At 47.0% G+C, this 17,760-nt stretch carries 13 protein-coding genes; all 13 read right to left on the bottom strand.

The genetic code is table 11. The annotated features are described in order from the left end of the window. Positions 1–122: 122 nt before the first annotated feature. Positions 123–536, bottom strand: coding sequence for a MerR family transcriptional regulator (locus MKY28_RS08285; RefSeq protein WP_017687924.1), 414 nt, complete (start codon positions 534–536; stop codon positions 123–125). Positions 537–618: 82 nt separating this feature from the next. Continuing rightward, on the bottom strand, positions 619–1,872 hold the full coding sequence (locus tag MKY28_RS08280; RefSeq protein WP_036613567.1) for a methionine gamma-lyase family protein: 1,254 nt from the start codon (positions 1,870–1,872) through the stop codon (positions 619–621). A gap of 83 nt (positions 1,873–1,955) precedes the next feature. Continuing rightward, positions 1,956–3,242 carry a GTPase HflX gene (hflX, locus tag MKY28_RS08275; RefSeq protein WP_036613565.1) on the bottom strand — a complete coding sequence of 429 codons (1,287 nt, stop codon included), beginning with the start codon at positions 3,240–3,242 and terminating at the stop codon, positions 1,956–1,958. A gap of 124 nt (positions 3,243–3,366) precedes the next feature. Next, on the bottom strand, positions 3,367–4,338 hold the full coding sequence (locus MKY28_RS08270; protein ID WP_340030600.1) for an AAA family ATPase: 972 nt from the start codon (positions 4,336–4,338) through the stop codon (positions 3,367–3,369). A gap of 110 nt (positions 4,339–4,448) precedes the next feature. Then, positions 4,449–5,012, bottom strand: a complete 564-nt coding sequence (locus tag MKY28_RS08265; protein ID WP_062835000.1) for a DUF402 domain-containing protein — start codon at positions 5,010–5,012, stop codon at positions 4,449–4,451. Between the two features lie 288 nt (positions 5,013–5,300). Further along, a complete protein-coding gene (locus tag MKY28_RS08260) occupies positions 5,301–7,961 on the bottom strand; it encodes a PBP1A family penicillin-binding protein (protein ID WP_340935591.1) in 2,661 nt (886 codons plus the stop codon). Between the two features lie 170 nt (positions 7,962–8,131). Continuing rightward, positions 8,132–8,374, bottom strand: coding sequence for an RNA chaperone Hfq (hfq, locus tag MKY28_RS08255; protein WP_017687918.1), 243 nt, complete (start codon positions 8,372–8,374; stop codon positions 8,132–8,134). A gap of 373 nt (positions 8,375–8,747) precedes the next feature. Further along, positions 8,748–9,698 carry a tRNA (adenosine(37)-N6)-dimethylallyltransferase MiaA gene (gene miaA, locus MKY28_RS08250; RefSeq protein WP_340935589.1) on the bottom strand — a complete coding sequence of 317 codons (951 nt, stop codon included), beginning with the start codon at positions 9,696–9,698 and terminating at the stop codon, positions 8,748–8,750. Next, entirely contained in the window at positions 9,679–10,464 is a 786-nt protein-coding gene (locus MKY28_RS08245) for a class I SAM-dependent methyltransferase (protein ID WP_340935588.1), read from the bottom strand. Before MKY28_RS08245 ends, miaA begins: the two co-directional genes overlap by 20 nt. 17 nt (positions 10,465–10,481) lie before the next feature. Then, a complete protein-coding gene (gene mutL, locus MKY28_RS08240) occupies positions 10,482–12,716 on the bottom strand; it encodes a DNA mismatch repair endonuclease MutL (protein WP_340935587.1) in 2,235 nt (744 codons plus the stop codon). A 21-nt stretch (positions 12,717–12,737) separates the two neighbouring features. Continuing rightward, positions 12,738–15,539 carry a DNA mismatch repair protein MutS gene (mutS, locus tag MKY28_RS08235; protein ID WP_340935585.1) on the bottom strand — a complete coding sequence of 934 codons (2,802 nt, stop codon included), beginning with the start codon at positions 15,537–15,539 and terminating at the stop codon, positions 12,738–12,740. Between the two features lie 208 nt (positions 15,540–15,747). Continuing rightward, positions 15,748–16,998: a putative amidoligase domain-containing protein gene (locus MKY28_RS08230; protein WP_340935583.1), complete on the bottom strand. Its 1,251-nt coding sequence runs from the start codon at positions 16,996–16,998 to the stop codon at positions 15,748–15,750. Between the two features lie 201 nt (positions 16,999–17,199). After that, positions 17,200–17,760, bottom strand: a complete 561-nt coding sequence (locus tag MKY28_RS08225; RefSeq protein ID WP_017687912.1) for an outer spore coat protein CotE — start codon at positions 17,758–17,760, stop codon at positions 17,200–17,202.

Genomic DNA, 17,760 nt, shown 5'->3' with positions numbered 1-17,760 from the left:
TCTCCCTTTCTTATCTTCGTATTTGGCTTGCCTGTTATATTTGTACATTAGAAAGTTCCACGGGTCAAGGAGTCTCACACCAAAAGTCCATGTTTTCCCCTCACTCGCCAAGTTATGCGAATTTAGTTTTTATTAAAGAATCGGGAAAGCTCTCCCTGAATGAGAGATACTTGTCCTGGTCTCTTACCTGATACAAGCTGCTGCTTCAGCAAGCGGTGCAACTGCGTATCGGACAGCTCTCTGCGTTTAACTTCAGTATCTGGCGTGATAACTGTAGCTTCCTCGGATTCTTTTGAAACAGGATTCATCACTTGTTTGATGCCCGCGATGTTAACTCCTTTTTCAATCAAAGCCTTGATCTCTAGCAATCTCTCTACGTCATTAAAAGAGAATAACCGTTGATTACCTGACGTTCTCGCAGGAACGATCAAGCTGTGCTGCTCATAGTAACGAATCTGACGTGCAGACAGATCCGTAAGTTTCATTACAATACCAATTGGGAATAAGGCCATATTTCTGCGGATTTCATCACCCATGTTCATCAACCTTCCAGTCATCTATTCTTCACCCTATTGTACATTTAGTTATTACCAAGTGTCAATGACGTGTTAGATAAACTCACAATAATTTACGATCTTTCATAGTCTGTAACGCCATCAAAACGCCATATTTGACATGAGAGTACGTTAATCCGCCTTGCATATACCCGATATACGGCTCCCGAATAGGCGCATCGGCTGATAATTCCAGACTTCCACCCTGTATGAACGTACCTGCCGCCATAATGACAGGGTGCTCATAACCAGGCATATCCCACGGTTCAGGAACCACATGACTATCCACAGCTGCTGCACGCTGAATCCCCTGCACGAAGGCGATCAGATGCTCGGCAGAGCTAAACTTAACAGCCTGGATCAGATCTGTGCGAGCTTCATTCCAGGCGGGTTTGGTTACAAATCCGGATTCAGCAAACATCGCAGCAGCAAACGTACTTCCTTTGATAGCTTGTCCTACAATTGTCGGTGCCATGTAAAGTCCTTGGTAGATGCCACGTGTTGTCCCCAGCATTGCTCCCACCTCTCCCCCAATTCCAGGGGCTGTCAGACGATAAGCTGCCAACTGTACGTATTGTTCCTTCCCACATATGTATCCACCGGTTTCCGCAATGCCTCCACCAGGATTCTTGATCAGTGATCCGGCCATCAGATCAACTCCGACTTCTGTCGGTTCACGTTCCTCCGTGAATTCACCGTAACAATTGTCTACGAATACGATGACATCTTCCTTAAGCTCTTTAACACGCGTAACCATGTCAGCAATCTCAGCAACACAGAAGGATGAGCGCCAGTCATAACCACGTGAACGTTGAATCCCAATGACTTTTGTAGCCGGTGTAATGCTTTTTTCAACTGCTGCCCAGTCCACTCCACCTTCATCAGTTAAGGCCGTCTCACGGTAACCGATGCCAAAATCGCGTAATGAACCTGTACCATCACCGGGTTCGCCAATAACTTTATGCAATGTGTCGTAAGGCTTACCCGTGATGTACAATAATTCGTCACCTGGACGCAAAACTCCAAAGAGAGCTGTACTAATCGTATGAGTACCTGAAGCAAAATGAGGACGCACCAACGCGGCTTCCGCGCCGAAAACATCAGCATATACTTCATCAAGCACTTCACGGCCACGATCGTTATAGGCATAACCTGTTGAACCTGCAAAGTGAAAATCACTTACTTTTCGCTGTTGGAAAGCATGAATCACCTTCCATTGATTGTGATCTGTGATCCGATCAATCTGTTGCAGTTGTCCTTCAATCTGACGCTCCACTTGACGTTGAAGTTCAGATATTTCTGAATCAAAGCTTACCATCTTACTTCATTCCCCTTCATAGCACGAATCTGACGTCGAATATCCATTATCGTGTAACTTATCACATCAATATGTCATGAATATTACAATTCAATGAATTCTTCAAGCATATAACCAAATTTCTCATATTCACCTTTTTGCAATTCAACTTCATAAATCACATCATTCTCTTCAAAGCTGGTATCCACTACATCACCAATTTTATAGAGTACCGACGTAAGATCACCACGTTCTGCCGGAATACGGAAGCGCTTCGTATCACCTGTCAGCTCTGTCTGAATGAATTCACGGATTTTAAGCAGATCCTCCGCGTCTAATGCGCTTACTTTAATATGGTCTTTATCCAATGGAAGCATCTCAAGCTGCTCTGGTGTGCACGCATCTTTTTTGTTATACAGGACTAACTGCGGCTTGTCCCCTGAACCAAGTTCTTGCAAAATTGTATTAACCGTCCGCATCTGATCTTCACGCATAGCTGATGAGGCGTCCACAACATGCAGGATCAGGTCTGCTTCATTCACTTCCTCCAGTGTTGCACGGAATGCTGCAATCAGATCATGCGGTAGATTTTGAATAAATCCAACCGTGTCGGTAAGGACGATTTCTTTTCCACTCGGAAGTTCCATCGTACGTGATGTGGGATCCAATGTAGCGAATAGCTGATCTTGAATATACACATCTGCAGCCGTCAACTGCTTGAGCAAGGTTGATTTGCCAGCATTGGTATAACCAACAAGGGCTACCTGAACAATACCTGTTTTTTTACGGCGTTCACGATGCAATTTACGATGACGAGTCAATTCTTCCAGATGACGCTTCAGATCATCGATACGACCACGAATGTGACGGCGGTCTGTCTCCAGTTTGCTTTCACCTGGGCCTCTTGTCCCGATTCCTCCCCCGAGTCTGGACAGGTTCTTACCATGACCCGACAAACGTGGTAGCAAGTAACTATGTTGAGCCAATTCCACTTGAATAATACCTTCTCTAGTGTTGGCACGTTGTGCAAAGATGTCCAAAATCAATTGGGTACGGTCAATAATTTTGAGGTCGAGTGTTTCTTCCAGATTACGAACCTGTGCACCTGACAATTCCTGATCAAAAATAGCCGTAGTTGCTCCCAGTTCCTCTGCAATCGCACGGAGCTCTTCCACCTTACCTTTACCAATGAACCATTTGGTATCACGTTTTTCCCTGTTCTGAGAAAGTACACTTAGCACTTCCACTCCAGCTGTCTCGGCAAGTTTCACCAGTTCCTCTAAAGAGTACTCAGGGTTGATACCTGTGCGTTTTACATCATCCGTAACAAGACTCACCAAGACGGCGCGATCTTTTTTGACCATATCTGTATCATGCGTGCCATTTGTCATGTATATGTTCACTCCCTCTAATTACTAAATTAATCCGTTGATATACATTGCCACGAATATGCCATGGCATGCCTTAAGCCGAACCGGTTGGCCCGGCCGGCTGGTGTAAAAACTATATTATCGCTTACTTTCGCTCAAAGTTCAAATCCTCTGTACGGATTGTCATCAGCTCCAGTTTTCCTGGACTGCCTTCCGAGTATTGTTCCAACAAACGAACTGCCTGATGCCTGATCGAACGCTCAATGGCATTACGAACGTATCTGGCGTTACTGAACGCATGCAGCGAATCATTTTTCTCCTGAAGCAAATGCTGCTTTAGCTTGAGTATGGTCTGTGGCATTAGAATATAGTCACGCTCTTTGGCCATAATCTCAGAGATTTGAATCAACTGATCAATGCTATAGTCTGGAAACTCCACTTGAATGGGAAAGCGGGAAGGTAATCCGGGATTGGTCTGAAGAAAAAAATCAATCTCATCTGAATAACCAGCCAATATGAGAATAAACTGATTTTTGTTATCTTCCATTGATTTTACAAGCGTATCGATTGCTTCCTTGCCAAAATCCTTCTCTCCCCCGCGGGCCAAACTGTAAGCTTCATCAATGAACAATATTCCACCGAGAGCCTTCTTAACCAGATCTCTTGTTTTCTGCGCCGTGTGACCGATATATTCTCCAACCAGATCCGCACGCTCTACTTCAATAAGATGACCTTTACTCAACACACCCATCTTCTGAAAGAGTTTGGCAACGATCCTCGCCACGGTGGTCTTACCGGTTCCGGGATTGCCTTTGAAGATCATATGATACACGTGCGCACCACTAAGTAAGCCTGCTTCAGTACGCATCTGAGCAATCTGTAGGAAAGCATAGATCTCAAACACCAAGTCTTTGATATTTTCAAGTCCAACCAGTTGCTCCAATTCACCCTGTATCTCCTGGAAGTGCGCATGTTTGGTTATACTCTTGGCTGCCTGTACTGCCGCTGCTTCATCTTTGACCAACGTCTGAGGTTCCTGGTTACGCAACACAATATTAATTTGTCTGGATGGTCTGCCTCCTGGTTGCTCTCCTGCAGCCATGACCCGTCCGTTCATTCGCCATCACCTCTATTTTATCGGGCTGAACTATCCTGATTATTAATGTATTCTATCAGGTGCTCCAATATTAGAAGGATCATGAAGAATTCTACGGATAAGTAGATGTCTCAAATCTGAATGTTTTTTCGAAACTCTCCGTTCTCAAACAAACTCTGCCTATGCTTCAGTGATAACTGAAAGTATGGGAATACATGTGCATCAATGGCATGCAGCAGTTCCTTAGCCGTCTTGTTCGCCAGGTCATAATCACCCGTTGTAATATGTTTCCGTGACAGTGCATCTTCAAGCTCATCTTCATCCAGCAAAAATACTTCTCCATCTTTCAGTACAACGACATCCAGATACAGGTCATCAAACCAAGGAACACCCTGATCGGTTATCCCCTGACTACGACATGTATCAATGTACCACTCTACAATCCGTTCCTGATCGTCAAACATCGCCGTAACAACAAAGTGCTCTCCCTTCGGATAGTATTGCAGCCAGGAATAACCTTTATCTGCGATACAGAAGGTACTGCCTCCATATGTTTTCCACAGAGGTTCTTTCAAATCCTGTATGGTGTACAACGTAATATAACCTGTGAAAATTTTGGATTGAACGAACCGGCATGTGAATTGTCGGTTCGTAATCCGGCGCCAGTTCGCGCGATCCCCGAATTTCCGTTTCATACGAACCCCTCTTTGCCGACTACAGGTCCGTGACCTGCTCTGATGTTATTGGTGAACAATGTAATAACGTCCGCCTGATGGATTCCAGCGCTCTGGGTCCGCCCTTGCACAACGTATTACGAATAGTTACAGCTTACCATATTTAAGGTTTACACTCAAAATCAAGCTTTGTCCCACCTATTCATCAAATCAGCTTCCATTACAGTTGGTTCTGTATAACACAAAAAACTGCTTCACCGGTTTCCCGGGAAGCAGTTTTTCAATGTAGCTATTTAGTGATTCATTGGCTTAGCCGCCGGTGCCAGCTTGGGAATCTGCAGGTGCATCTGTCCCTCCAGTATCCCCACTTGTTCCGCTGTCCGGAGTTACAACTTCGCCCGGCGTTGTTACGCCCCCATCATCGGGACCTTCACCATTTCCGCCAGGATCTGTTGTGCCCTGACCAGGTGGGGTCGTATTGCCTTCCCCAGGTTGACCGTTTCCGCCGTTATTACCACCGTTGCCATTGTTTCCGTTATTACCATTACCATTTCCGTTGTTGCCATTTTCATTTCCATTACCGTTATTACCGTTCGAGTTGCCATTATCCGGTGTACCATTGTCCGGATTCTCCGTACCTGGCTGCTCAGGATCTATCTCTGTTCCAGGGTCTACACCAGGATCAGGTTCCTCCGGCGGCACTTCCTGCGCTTCAATCATCAAGGAGATGGTGTTGGAAGGATCCGTCTCAAGTCCTGATGCCAAGTCGTAAGCTGTCACATAGTATTCATAGGTTAGACCAGGCAACGCACTTAAATCTTGTGCACTAGTCGATCCTATTGCATCAATAAGATGCGTGAACTGGGCTTCGGAGGTTTCTTTACGATAAATCCGATATTGCGTACTCGCGTCACCCGTTCCAGTCCAACTTAGGGAGACGGTTTGTGCATTTGGATCGTATGATCCACTCAGCCCACTAACGGACAGAGCCGGCTGTTCTGGTTCTTCTACTGGCGGAGGTGCCTGCCCTCCAGCTGGTGCTTTGAATTGCTTCACTGGAACGCCTTTTAAAGCATCTCCCATGACTTTGGCAAAGAAAGCTGCCGACAACTTACTGCTGTTCTTAAGCATATGATTGGCATCCGGATTGTCATAGCCCATCCAGACAGCGGCAGTCCATTCCGGGGTGTATCCAACAAACCATACATCACGGTTGGCACTATTGCCAGAGATACCACTTTGAACTGTTCCTGTTTTACCCGCTACCGGACGATCCAGACGTGCTGAACGTCCCGTACCGTCATTAACGACGTTCTGCAGCATCTGTGTAAGCTGATACGCATTTTGCTCACTCATGACACGCGTTGTGTCCGAGTTATCATGTTTATAAGTGGTTTTGCCTGCGCTATCCTTGATTTCTTTAATCGCATAGGCTTGTCGGTATTCTCCGAGGTTGGCAAATGCACTATAGGCTTGCGCCATTTCCAGTGTATTTGTACCTTTACTTAGACCACCGAGGGCAATCGCCAAGTTTTTGTCTTCATCTGTCAGCTGTATGCCTACACTCTTGGCAAAATTAATGCCTGTGTTAACACCTATTTTATCAAGCAGCCAAACCGCAGGAATATTTTCCGACTTCGTAATGGCTTCCGTCATACTGATCGTTGAAGAATATCCATGCAAGTTACCAGGACAGTAGTTACCAAAACATTGCTTCGCATTACTCAGCGACGAGTTGGCACTGTAATTTCCTGATTCAAGCGCCGGTGCATAAGACACAATCGGTTTAAAAGCTGAACCTGGTTGTCTTCGACTCTGCGTTACACGGCTATAACCTTTAGTCTGATAATCCCGTCCACCCAGGAGGGCAACGAGACTGCCATTCTCGTGGTTCATGATAACCATGGAGCCTTGGACCTGTTGATCGTCTTTACTTGCTTCGAACAGACTATCATCTGTGAAGGCCGTTTCCATGGCTGTTTGAGCCTGAGCATCCATAGTTGTATAGATTTTGTATCCACCGATATTTAGATCATCTTCCGTTTTGCCTGTTACACGTTCAGCTTCACGGAGCACATAATCTATAAAACCTTGGTACTTCCTGTCTTTCTCTGGTCGCTTGTAGTTATAATCTACCTCTTTAGCTTTATCCATCTCTTCCTTCGTAATGTAGCCTTGATCATGCATTAGCTGGAGAACAACGCCACGACGTGCCTTGGAATCGTTCGGATTGCTCACCGGATTGTAGGCAGAAGGCCCCTTGGGCATCGCTGCGAGTGTGGCAATTTCCCACAATTCAAGTTTATTCAGATCTTTTTCTCCAAAGTAAAATTCAGATGCCGCTTTAATCCCGTAACGCTGATGACCGAAGAAAATCCGGTTCAGATACATCGTCAGGATTTCGTCTTTTGTGTACTTGCGCTCTAATGCCATGGCAATCGATACTTCCGTTGCTTTACGGAAGAACGTTTTGTCACGGGACAAGAACATGTTCTTGGCAAGCTGTTGGGTTAGTGTACTACCACCTTCCACCATGGAACGAGCCATGACATCCTTAACCGCTGCACGCCCAATGGACCAGATATCCACGCCTTGGTGATCGTAGAATCGTTTATCCTCGGTCGCAACAAAGGCTTGCTTCACCAGCTCAGGAATATCATCTTCTTTGACGGGTTCCAGCTTCTGAATGGATAGTTCCCCCATTAATTGGCCATTGCGATCATATACTTTTGAAGTTTCATTAATTGTGGTTTTGTCCTTATTGGCTTTGAGCAGATTTTCACCACTCACCATAATAAATAAATATCCGCCAAGTGCACAGAATATGGCGATTGCCATTGTGAAAAACAGTGTCCATCCAACACGTTTACCCGTAATTTTTTTCTTTTTAGAGGTCTTTGGCTTCGCTTTTTTGGGTGACTTATTATTGTTGTTGCGATTGTTAGACCTCGACAACGGATCGTTTGGCATGTTACCTCCTGACTCCCTTTCGGTTGCATAATTTCTAATCGTCTGTAGGCTCAGGCATATATTAAACATTTTTCGCCCGGAATGAAAAGAACAACCCTTTATTCAGGTTGCTCTGTTTCAATACCTATACTTGTAGACGAAATGGTTGGTGAAAAGGTTTCGTAATTTTTTTAAGCTTCGCCGCTGTTATCTTGCTGCATCAGCGATACGCTGCGTTGCGGCGTGAACGTGGAGATGGCATGCTTGTAGACCATTTGCTGGCGTCCGTCGCTGTCAATGACGATCGTAAAATTGTCAAATGCCTTGATCGTCCCGCGGATTTGGAAGCCGTTGGTCAGATAGACCGTAGCAGGAATATTTTCTTTCCGCAGTTGGTTCAAGAACGTATCTTGGATGTTGATGGACTTGTTCATTAGCCGTACCCCCATTGGTTCATTTGAATTCGTGTTCAAGTAATATTCAATATCGCTGAGTAGCTTTCGTGCTATTATATCATGAACAGTTTCATATAATCCACAAAAACCCCTTGTCTGCTATTTTACCCCCATTCTTGGCGAGGTGAACAAATAGAAGACTTATCCATTATACACCGCTTGTCTGTTTTGCAAAAGAGGGACAAATTCTTCATTTTAAAGCACATTTATTCGTTGTTTGCCGAATACTTAATCTCTACCATCTGTTCTAGTGATAAATAAAAACCTCTATCCTTTTGATGACCAGAAGGTAGAGGTTTACATATCTTGATCTAATCGATGCCTGTCAGAAGAATACTAACAATCGCTCAAATCAATCAAATTTTTGTGTAATCAATTCACTTATCTGCTTGTATTTCCCTTCAAAATCCTGGGTATCCGTCATGTCCACCCATTCAATATCCTTCATATGGCGGAACCAGGAAAGCTGCCGTTTGGCAAACCGACGTGTATCCCTCTTCAACCACTCAACCGCAGCTTCCCAACTCACTTCCCCTTGCAGAAACGCTGCAATCTCCTTATACCCCAGCCCTTGCATGGAAATATGACCTCTGGCCACTCCACGTCCCAACAGGGACTTCACTTCATCCACCAGACCTTGTTCAATCATCAGATCAATCCGCTCTTCTACCCGGGCGTACAACTTCTGCCGATCCATTGTCAAACCAACAATAAGAAGGTCATAAGGCGACTCTTTCTTCTGTACTGCCAGCTGATCAGACCACTTCTCTCCTGTGAGATGATGGATCTCAAGCGCACGTACAATTCGCCGTTGGTCATTCGGATGCAGACGATCCGCACTAACGGGATCAACTTCCCTCAGTCGATCATGAAGGGCCTGAGCTCCATTTAGCTCAGCATAGCTGAATTGTTGCTCTCTGAACGCTTCATCTGAACCGCTATCCGAAAATTGGAAGCCGTAACATACCGATTCCACATACAGACCGGTGCCACCAACAATAAAAGGCATTTTACCGCGTTCATGGATTTCACTAATCAATCGTGTGCAACTCTCCTGAAACTCGGCCACAGAATACGGATATTCCGGTTCATGGATATCAATGAGATGATGGGGTACACCCTTCATTTCTTCAGAGGTAATCTTGGCAGTTCCGATATCCATTTCACGATATACCTGCATCGAATCTCCTGAGATAATCTCACAATTGAAAGCTTGGGCAAGCTCGATGCTCATTCTTGTTTTGCCTACTGCTGTTGGTCCAACCAACACAAGCAGTTTTGGTTTAACTTCCACTTTCAACATTAATCACTCCGTACAGGGTTTTTGCATTCGCCCGATCAAGTATTTCAAATCCGAGCCTGTCAAACTCCGCGCTGCCGCGCTTTTCTTTCATGACTACCCGTTTACGGGCAACCCGTTTTGCTTCCATAATGCTCTGTTTATCCAGCGCGTGAGCATTTGCATAATCTCGCAAGGGCTGTATAGCACTTGAATCCATCATTGGTTCACGGAACATGGGGTCAAAATATACGGTGTCGCAGCTTCGATCCGGCAACGATCGAAGCAAATCGAGATGATTCGCATGATGCAGCTCAATACGCCGGAAAGCTTCATTTACCGCTGGCTTAATCGTCTCATATTGAGACATCCCCTCCACTAATAGTGTATATAGCGGAAGAGAGCTCTCACATGCAATCACCCGTCCACTTTTACCCACTGCAACCGAGAACACCAGTGCATCCGTGCCCAGTCCGGCTGTACAATCGATGATGGTATCCCCTTCATTCACCGCCCCCGCCTCCAGCAGTGGATCAGGTTCTCCTCGCAATATACGTTTGGCACGAACAAATCCCATGCTGGGGTGGAACTCCAGCAACGGTGAATCCTTCCGAAATAGACGCACTTTACCATGGAGTACAACCAGAACTTCCTCCGCCTCATAGTGTTCAATCATCGTGGGCAGAGACATTTTATTACGGCGCACGTAAGTACCCCCTGTTGTTTCAGCAAGGTTTCGGGCACGCTCCACAAGTAAAGCCGCTTCCTTTTCACCGGTTGTAATATACATAGATTCCTCCTAAATAGCTACATAACACGTTTGAACAATTTTTCCAGATCATATGTTGAAAATGAAACCACAATTGGCCGCCCATGTGGACACGTATAGGGCTGTCGACATGAACCCAGACGCTGAATCAGCACCTCTGCCTCCTGATCCGTCAGCTTCTGGTTAGCTTTGATGGATGCCTTGCAGGAGCACATGATTGATGCAGCTTCCCGCATCTTGGCCACATCTATGCTGCGTTCGCTAAGAACCCATTCGGACATTTCTTCGATAATGTCTTTCTCGTCCCCTTTGGGGAACCAGAACGGGTGGGAGCGCACACGGAACGTCTGTCCACCGAAATGCTCCAAATATACCCCCGCCTGTTCGAACCAGGCCAGCCTTGTTTTCAGCTTTTCCGTCTCCGAAGGTGTAAATTCGAGCGTAATAGGCAGCAGTAACTCTTGTGAGGCCTGGGCAGGGTTACCAAATTTCTCGTAATAGTACTCATAATTCACGCGTTCATGAGCGGCATGCTGATCAATCAAATATAAACCTTGATCATTTTGCGCAATCAAATACGTACCATGATGCTGTCCGATCAGACTCAGCTCCGGAAATTCAGGCATGGATGCATCTGATTTAATGGCAGCTGCAAGTTTAGTGGCATCAGGCAGACCTGAGGTTTTCCACGTCCGTTCCCCTCTTGCAATCGAAGACGGGTTGTAGGTTGACCGAGCTTCCCTAACCGGTGAATTTACGGATTCGGAGCGATACGTAGCTAGTTTACCTTCAGCCAACGGTTTCTCTGTTGTTCCACGCCCTCCACCATCTTGAGAAGAGAGGTCAGATTTGGGAACAGTTTCGGTAGTACTTGTACTTGAACTTAAATTTGTACTTACATCCTTAGTGCCTTCTTGCACGTTAGCGGATGTCTGCCCCCCGTCATAACTAGCAATCTTCTGCAAAATATCCCCGTTCCAACTTTCTAACTGCTCCGGGGGCTGTGTAATCTCAGGTGGAGCTTCGGGCAACGGCACTGAGTGACCCTGTTCAGATACCGGCTGTGCTGTGGACACATCCGCCGGAGCATCCAAATCCAGATCATCATCTTCCGTAGTTAACTTCAGCTGTGCAGCAGTAGGTTTTCCTAGTGGACCCTGTTGACCATATCCTTCTGCATCAGATGCATCTTTCAGCGGACCACGCGGAAAGAGGAATTGCTCCTGAATAAAGGAGCTATCGTCCCCACGTCGAATCTGCTGTTTTTTGACCTGTGGAATTAATACCTCCTGCCGGAGTATACCCCGCAACGTCGTCTCTATAAATTCATACAGTTCTGGTTCCTTGCTGAAGCGAACCTCCAACTTGGCCGGATGCACGTTCACATCCACAAGAGAGGGGTGCATCTCCAACTGCACCACGACAAGTGGGAAGCGATTGATGGGCAGCAAGGTATGGTAGGCTTTGAGAATCGCCTGATTGAGACCGTAATTGCGAACAAATCTCCCATTAACAATCGTTGACATACCATTACGATTCGCTCGTGTCCATTCTGGCAGGCTGATCAGCCCGCTCACCCGGTAATCCAGACTTTCTCCCTGGATGGGAAGCATCGCTTTGGCAGCACTTGTCCCATAGATCGCTGCAACCACTTGTAGCAGATCGCCGTTGCCCAACGTCTGAAGCAACACATTCTCATTATGGCGCAGTCGGAACGAAATGTTTGGATGAGACATCGCCATCCGGTAAAGGACATCTGATATATGTCCCAGTTCCGTCTGGATCGTTTTCATATATTTGAGTCTGGCAGGTGTATTGTAAAATAGTTCTCTCACTGCAAAATCTGTACCTTGAGGTGAGGTTGCGTCTTCATGAGTGCGAAGGTTCCCGCCTTCAATTACGATGCGGCGCCCCCGCCCATCATTGTCACTTGCCGACAATACCTCTACCTTGGACACGGCGGCAATACTCGCCAAGGCTTCGCCACGGAATCCAAGACTTGTGATCTGAAACAGATCTCGGCCATGGGCTATTTTGCTGGTCGCATGACGATAAAAGGCGGTTTCCATGTCCTCTGGCTCAATACCTGTACCATTGTCTTTGACACGAATACTGAGGAGTCCGCCCTCTTCCACCGTCACTTCAATCTTGGTGGCGCCTGCGTCCACCGAGTTTTCGAGCAACTCTTTGACAACTGAAGCAGGCCGTTCGACCACTTCACCCGCCGCGATCTGGTTGGCAATATGTTCATCAAGCACATGTATTTTCGCCACAGGTTTTCCCCTCCCTTATACTCAGGATAATTGCTGTGCCTTCAATTTGAGATCATTCAATATCTGCATCGCCTGAAGAGGCGTCATATTCATGACATCGATATCTTTCATCGTACGGATGAATTCTCGCGCTGGTTTATCCACCGCAACTAAATCCGGTTTCGTTGCCACACTCGGCTCATCATCCCCAAAGATGGACAGTTGAACCACATCCGAATGGTTTGCGCTGGACTGTCCTTTGCTGTTTGAGTTCTTAGCATGTTGCTTCCCAACCGAATCTTCAATAGAAGGTGTGTACTCTGCACTCTCCTCAATCTCGTGTTCCCGGATCAATGATGCTGAATCCGTGTGCTGGAATTCTCCACCTTTTAATTTCAAGCCTTCTTCCTGCTTCTCGTTTCCGATATATTCACTGCCCACAGCTACTTGCGCGGCCGCATGTTCGAACCCATGCAATAGTCCATTCGCCCGCTCAATAATGCTATCAGGCAGACCTGCAAGGCGTGCACAATAGATACCATAACTGCTGCTGGCTGCCCCGGCAATCAATTTGCGCAGGAAATTAACTTTGTCTCCACTCTCCTGTACCGCCATCGAGTAGTTGGCCAGCTTGTCCAGACTCTCCTCCAGATGAGCAAGTTCATGGAAATGAGTTGATACAAGAGCTTTACAGCCGATGATATCATGTACATATTCAATAACAGACTGTGCGATAGCCATACCTTCGCTGGTTGACGTTCCCCGTCCCAATTCATCGATAATAATCAGACTGCGTGGTGTGGCTTTGTCCGTCATGACCTGAATGTCGGCCATCTCCACCATGAATGTGCTTTGTCCGCCAATGAGATCATCCGCGGCACCAATCCGTGTGAAAATGCGATCCATGATCGGCACCTCTGCCTGACCGGCAGGTACAAAACAACCCACTTGCGCCAAAATGGAGATTAAAGCAACCTGTCGCATATACGTACTCTTACCAGCCATATTTGGTCCGGTAATCAGCAGAATACGTGCCTCTTCCTTGGTCATTGCCGTGTGATTGGCAATAAATGCGCCATCTCGCATGACCGCCTCGACGACCGGATGGCGTCCTTCTTCCAAAACCAGGTCATAACCGTCGGTCAGCGTAGGCCGTACAAAGTTACGCTCAGCGCTAATCACCGCAAAAGATTGATATACATCAATCTCTGCAACCTGTTCGGCCAGCTTCTGCAATCTTGCAATTTCTTTGTTTAGCCGCTCGCGCAGCTCTGCGAACAGCCCATACTCAATATCAACCATTTTGTCCTGAGCTTCGAGAATCAGCGTCTCTTTTTCCTTCAACTCCGGCGTAATGTAACGTTCTGCATTGGCAAGTGTCTGTTTACGTTCATAACGTCCCTCTGGCAACGCGGACAGATTGGACTTGGTGATCTCGATATAATAACCAAACACTTTGTTATATCCAATCTTCAGCGATCGAATGCCTGTCGCCTCACGCTCTCGCGCTTCCAGCTCCGCAATCCACTGCTTCCCGTTAACCGAAGCCTCACGCAATTCATCCAGACGTTCATGATACCCTTCACGAATCAGACCTCCGTCCCTTACCGATACCGGCGGCTCGTCCACAATGGCTTGCCCGATAGCTTCACGCAGATCATTGCAATCATCCATCGTTTCGGCAATATGCTGCAATGTTGCGGAAGATGATCCTGCGCAATGTTGACGAAGTCCTGGAATTTTCTCCAGCGATGACTTGAGCGCATTCAGGTCACGACCATTCGCATTACCAAACGCAATCCGGCCTACCAAACGCTCCAGATCATAGATGTCTTTAAGTTCTGTCCGCAGGTCCTCACGCAATATAAACTGGTTGTACAACGTATCCACTGCTTCAAGACGCTCACTAATCTTCCCTTTTTGTAACAATGGCTTATCGACCCAGCGACGCAGCATTCTTGCACCCATGGACGTCTCGGTCCGATCAAGCAACCAGAGTAATGAACCTTTTTTGGAGCGTTCACGCACAGTTTCCACCAATTCCAGGTTCCGGCGGGTAAACGGGTCCAAGATCATGTAATGATCGGGCTCATACGTTGAGATTTGAGTTAACTGCCCCAGAGAACGTTTCTGTGTCTCACTCAGATAGGAGAAAAGACGTGCAATGCACGCTTGACGTTCAGGCTCTAATCTTGCCCAGACAGCCTCGCCAAACTGCTGACGGACCAGATCTTCCTTATTCTTTGTCCACGACGTGTAGACCACAGGACGACCGATTGGAGACGCCTCGGCTTCTACTGTTTCAAGCAGCGCTGCATCCCCCACCAGCTCCGATGGTTCGTAGATGCCGATTTCATCCTTGAGCCATTCCTTGGAATAGGGTACGGATGTCACATACAACTCACCCGTTGACAAATCACAGGCCGCGAGGGCCAGCGTATTTTGATTACCTGTAAGACAGACCATGTAGTTGTTGGACTTGTCACCCAGCGTCTTTCCTTCCATCACCGTTCCGGGTGTAACCACACGTACAATTTCGCGTCGTACCATGCCTTTGGTTACACTTGCATCTTCCATCTGTTCACATATCGCAACTTTATATCCTTTTTCAATCAGACGCTGTATGTAATTGTCAGCCGAATGATATGGTACACCGCACATCGGAATTTTGTCATCCGTGCCTCCGTTGCGTGCGGTCAGCGTGATCTCAAGTTCACGGGAAGCATTAATCGCATCCTCGAAGAACAGTTCATAGAAGTCACCCAGTCTAAAAAATAGAAAAGCATCTTGTGCTTCGGCCTTCACTTGCAAATATTGTTGAATCATTGGCGTATACTGAGCCATGATGAATATCCCTCCATCCCGTTCCTATAATGTCAGGAAGAAACGCGTCCTGGAAGGACAATAAGACGGTCAGGCACTGTGTTTGCGCCTCCGCCTTATGTGTTGGCTAATCGCCACTTCCTTCAAGGGTTGCTGCTCCATATCTTCCGTAGTAGCTTATTACTCATAAAAGACTTGTTTCTTATTATATCAAAAAAACGTCCGTACTTCATGAACCTGCCCGAATATTCCAGAGTTTGCGAATATCGCGACTCTCATCCCAAGTTCTTCCCAGTTTTAATTGAAGGATTAACGGAGACGCATATCGTTCATAACGTGCATATCCATCCAACCTCTTCAGATCATCTACGAGTGCTGGGATGTGTTCCTTAATCACTTCGCGCTTTCCCTCATAAAAAGCGGCATGAACCTCAGCTTTCGCCAACGGACGCTGCCGTAATTGAGTATACCCGCTCGCGATCAGACCTGCCAAGGCCACAACACCTTTCGCAACAAGGGGCGACACAAGAAAGCTGGGTAACGTACGATACTCAAACCCACCATAGGATTTCAGACGAAAATCACCAAGTGCTCCATAACGGGGTCGTCTTCCCGATCCACGGGGGTCTTGCAGAAATGCCAGTGGCAATGCCAGATAATTGTCCAGTGCACGAAGCAGTTCCCCGGTAAGATTCATCCCGCTAAAATGAATATGACCGCCTAGAGGTAACCCACGCTGTGGCATCCCGCCTGCCTGCCAGATGAGTGAGTGATCACTAATGCTGCGGGAAGCGGCTGCGAATGCCCTCATCAGATGAGCCAGCAGTTCTCGTGGTTCGGAGCTGGGAGCCGGTCGCAGTTCGGCAACCGGATATATGCGCCGTCCACCAATCGTGACGGAATCACAGCCTGCCATTCCTGTACGTTCAAGAAATCTGGAGGCGGGTACGATTTTGGATTCCGGCATCTGCACCAGAAGAAACTCCGGGTCCATGCCGAGTATTGGAATAGGTCTGTGACTTACTTCCTCATCCAGCAGTTCCTGATGCTGCTTCCAGCTTTCCCTATAGGTAGTAGCAAGGTTGGTCACCCCTTTCCAGGGACATGGATCAATCGAAATCACTGCACAACCGCCGTTCCCTGAGGATTCCATTCGTACAGCTCCATGATCCAGTCCTAGCGTATACAGCGTTTTGATCGCAAGTCGTTCTATGCGCTTGAACAAGGTTGAACTCGCTTCACGCTCCAACAGAGTTTCCTGTGCCCTTCCCATGCCACTAGTATCCTTACGTTTGATCCGAATCGCCTGCAGACAGCTTATCTCTACGTCATAGCGTACACGCAAGCCTGGTTCACGTTTGCGCCGATCGTGCAGTGACAATACTTCAATGCCTGCCTGTTTCAACCGTTCTGCACGTTCTCCAGAAGTCATCCTTTCATATCGGCGCAGCGCTTCCTCCGCTTGTTCCATCACATTCATTACGTGCCCCCTCCCGGATCATGCAACTAAAATAAAAATAACCCCGCAATGCGGAGCCTTCCCGTGAAAGGTATTCCAGGCACATTGCGAGGCTCGTTACCACCCATTTTTCAATATTTAAGAAGAAAGAGGGCTTACGCCCTCTTCACCGCGCCTTATGGCGCATATGATACCTTAGGTTATCAAATACAGGCGTCAAACTCACAGCTCATCGTCGAGCAGATCGGGATCGAGATCGTCATAATCTCCATCGGCACTGCCAAAGTCATAGTCCTTGTCTTCGTAGTCACCGCAACCATCTGTGCAGACCTTCACACAAACTTTGGTTTCGGCAACGAGTTCCACAGCGAATTCCCGTTCTACCCGGATAATTACACTGCTTCCACCTGCTGATACTGTGGCTTCCACACAGCTAGGTTCCTGCGTTGCATCCGCAGATACCTCCACTGTGGAAGTCCGGTGTTTCGGGTCCAGATAGGACAAAGGCACATGTTCTACATACGAGACCGTTTCTTTGGCTACATCCGTCTGAGAATTCTTGTCGTAGGAATACCAAATGTTGATATCGTAAGTACCAATAACTTCAATTCCGTCACCCGCTGATACGGCTTCATATTGGTGGTTGATAATCCAAGCCCCCAAAATACTTGTCGGACCATTTGGCGGAGTCACGGTATGTGTTACGGTAGAGAACTTACGACCTTTGCCGCAGATCGCCTTCGTGATAATCTCTCTACATTGATGTTTATGACTCAATGACAT

It is taken from the genome of Paenibacillus sp. FSL R5-0473 (genome assembly GCF_038004565.1).
Taxonomy (GTDB): domain Bacteria; phylum Bacillota; class Bacilli; order Paenibacillales; family Paenibacillaceae; genus Paenibacillus; species Paenibacillus amylolyticus.
Note: the sequence above shows the minus strand (reverse complement) of the source record. Positions and strands in the feature narration are given on the sequence as shown.

Excerpts from the sequence above, each read along its gene's own strand:
- mutS (WP_340935585.1), bottom strand. The coding sequence starts at position 15,539 with ATGGCTCAGTATACGCCAATGATTCAACAATATTTGCAAGTGAAGGCC.
- MKY28_RS08285 (WP_017687924.1), bottom strand. The coding sequence starts at position 536 with ATGGGTGATGAAATCCGCAGAAATATGGCCTTATTCCCAATTGGTATT.
- MKY28_RS08280 (WP_036613567.1), bottom strand. The coding sequence starts at position 1,872 with ATGGTAAGCTTTGATTCAGAAATATCTGAACTTCAACGTCAAGTGGAG.
- MKY28_RS08225 (WP_017687912.1), bottom strand. The coding sequence starts at position 17,760 with ATGTCATTGAGTCATAAACATCAATGTAGAGAGATTATCACGAAGGCG.
- MKY28_RS08260 (WP_340935591.1), bottom strand. The coding sequence starts at position 7,961 with ATGCCAAACGATCCGTTGTCGAGGTCTAACAATCGCAACAACAATAAT.
- MKY28_RS08245 (WP_340935588.1), bottom strand. The coding sequence starts at position 10,464 with ATGTATATTACAACCGGTGAAAAGGAAGCGGCTTTACTTGTGGAGCGT.
- miaA (WP_340935589.1), bottom strand. The coding sequence starts at position 9,698 with ATGTTGAAAGTGGAAGTTAAACCAAAACTGCTTGTGTTGGTTGGACCA.
- MKY28_RS08270 (WP_340030600.1), bottom strand. The coding sequence starts at position 4,338 with ATGAACGGACGGGTCATGGCTGCAGGAGAGCAACCAGGAGGCAGACCA.
- hfq (WP_017687918.1), bottom strand. The coding sequence starts at position 8,374 with ATGAACAAGTCCATCAACATCCAAGATACGTTCTTGAACCAACTGCGG.
- MKY28_RS08265 (WP_062835000.1), bottom strand. The coding sequence starts at position 5,012 with ATGAAACGGAAATTCGGGGATCGCGCGAACTGGCGCCGGATTACGAAC.
- MKY28_RS08230 (WP_340935583.1), bottom strand. The coding sequence starts at position 16,998 with ATGAATGTGATGGAACAAGCGGAGGAAGCGCTGCGCCGATATGAAAGG.
- hflX (WP_036613565.1), bottom strand. The coding sequence starts at position 3,242 with ATGACAAATGGCACGCATGATACAGATATGGTCAAAAAAGATCGCGCC.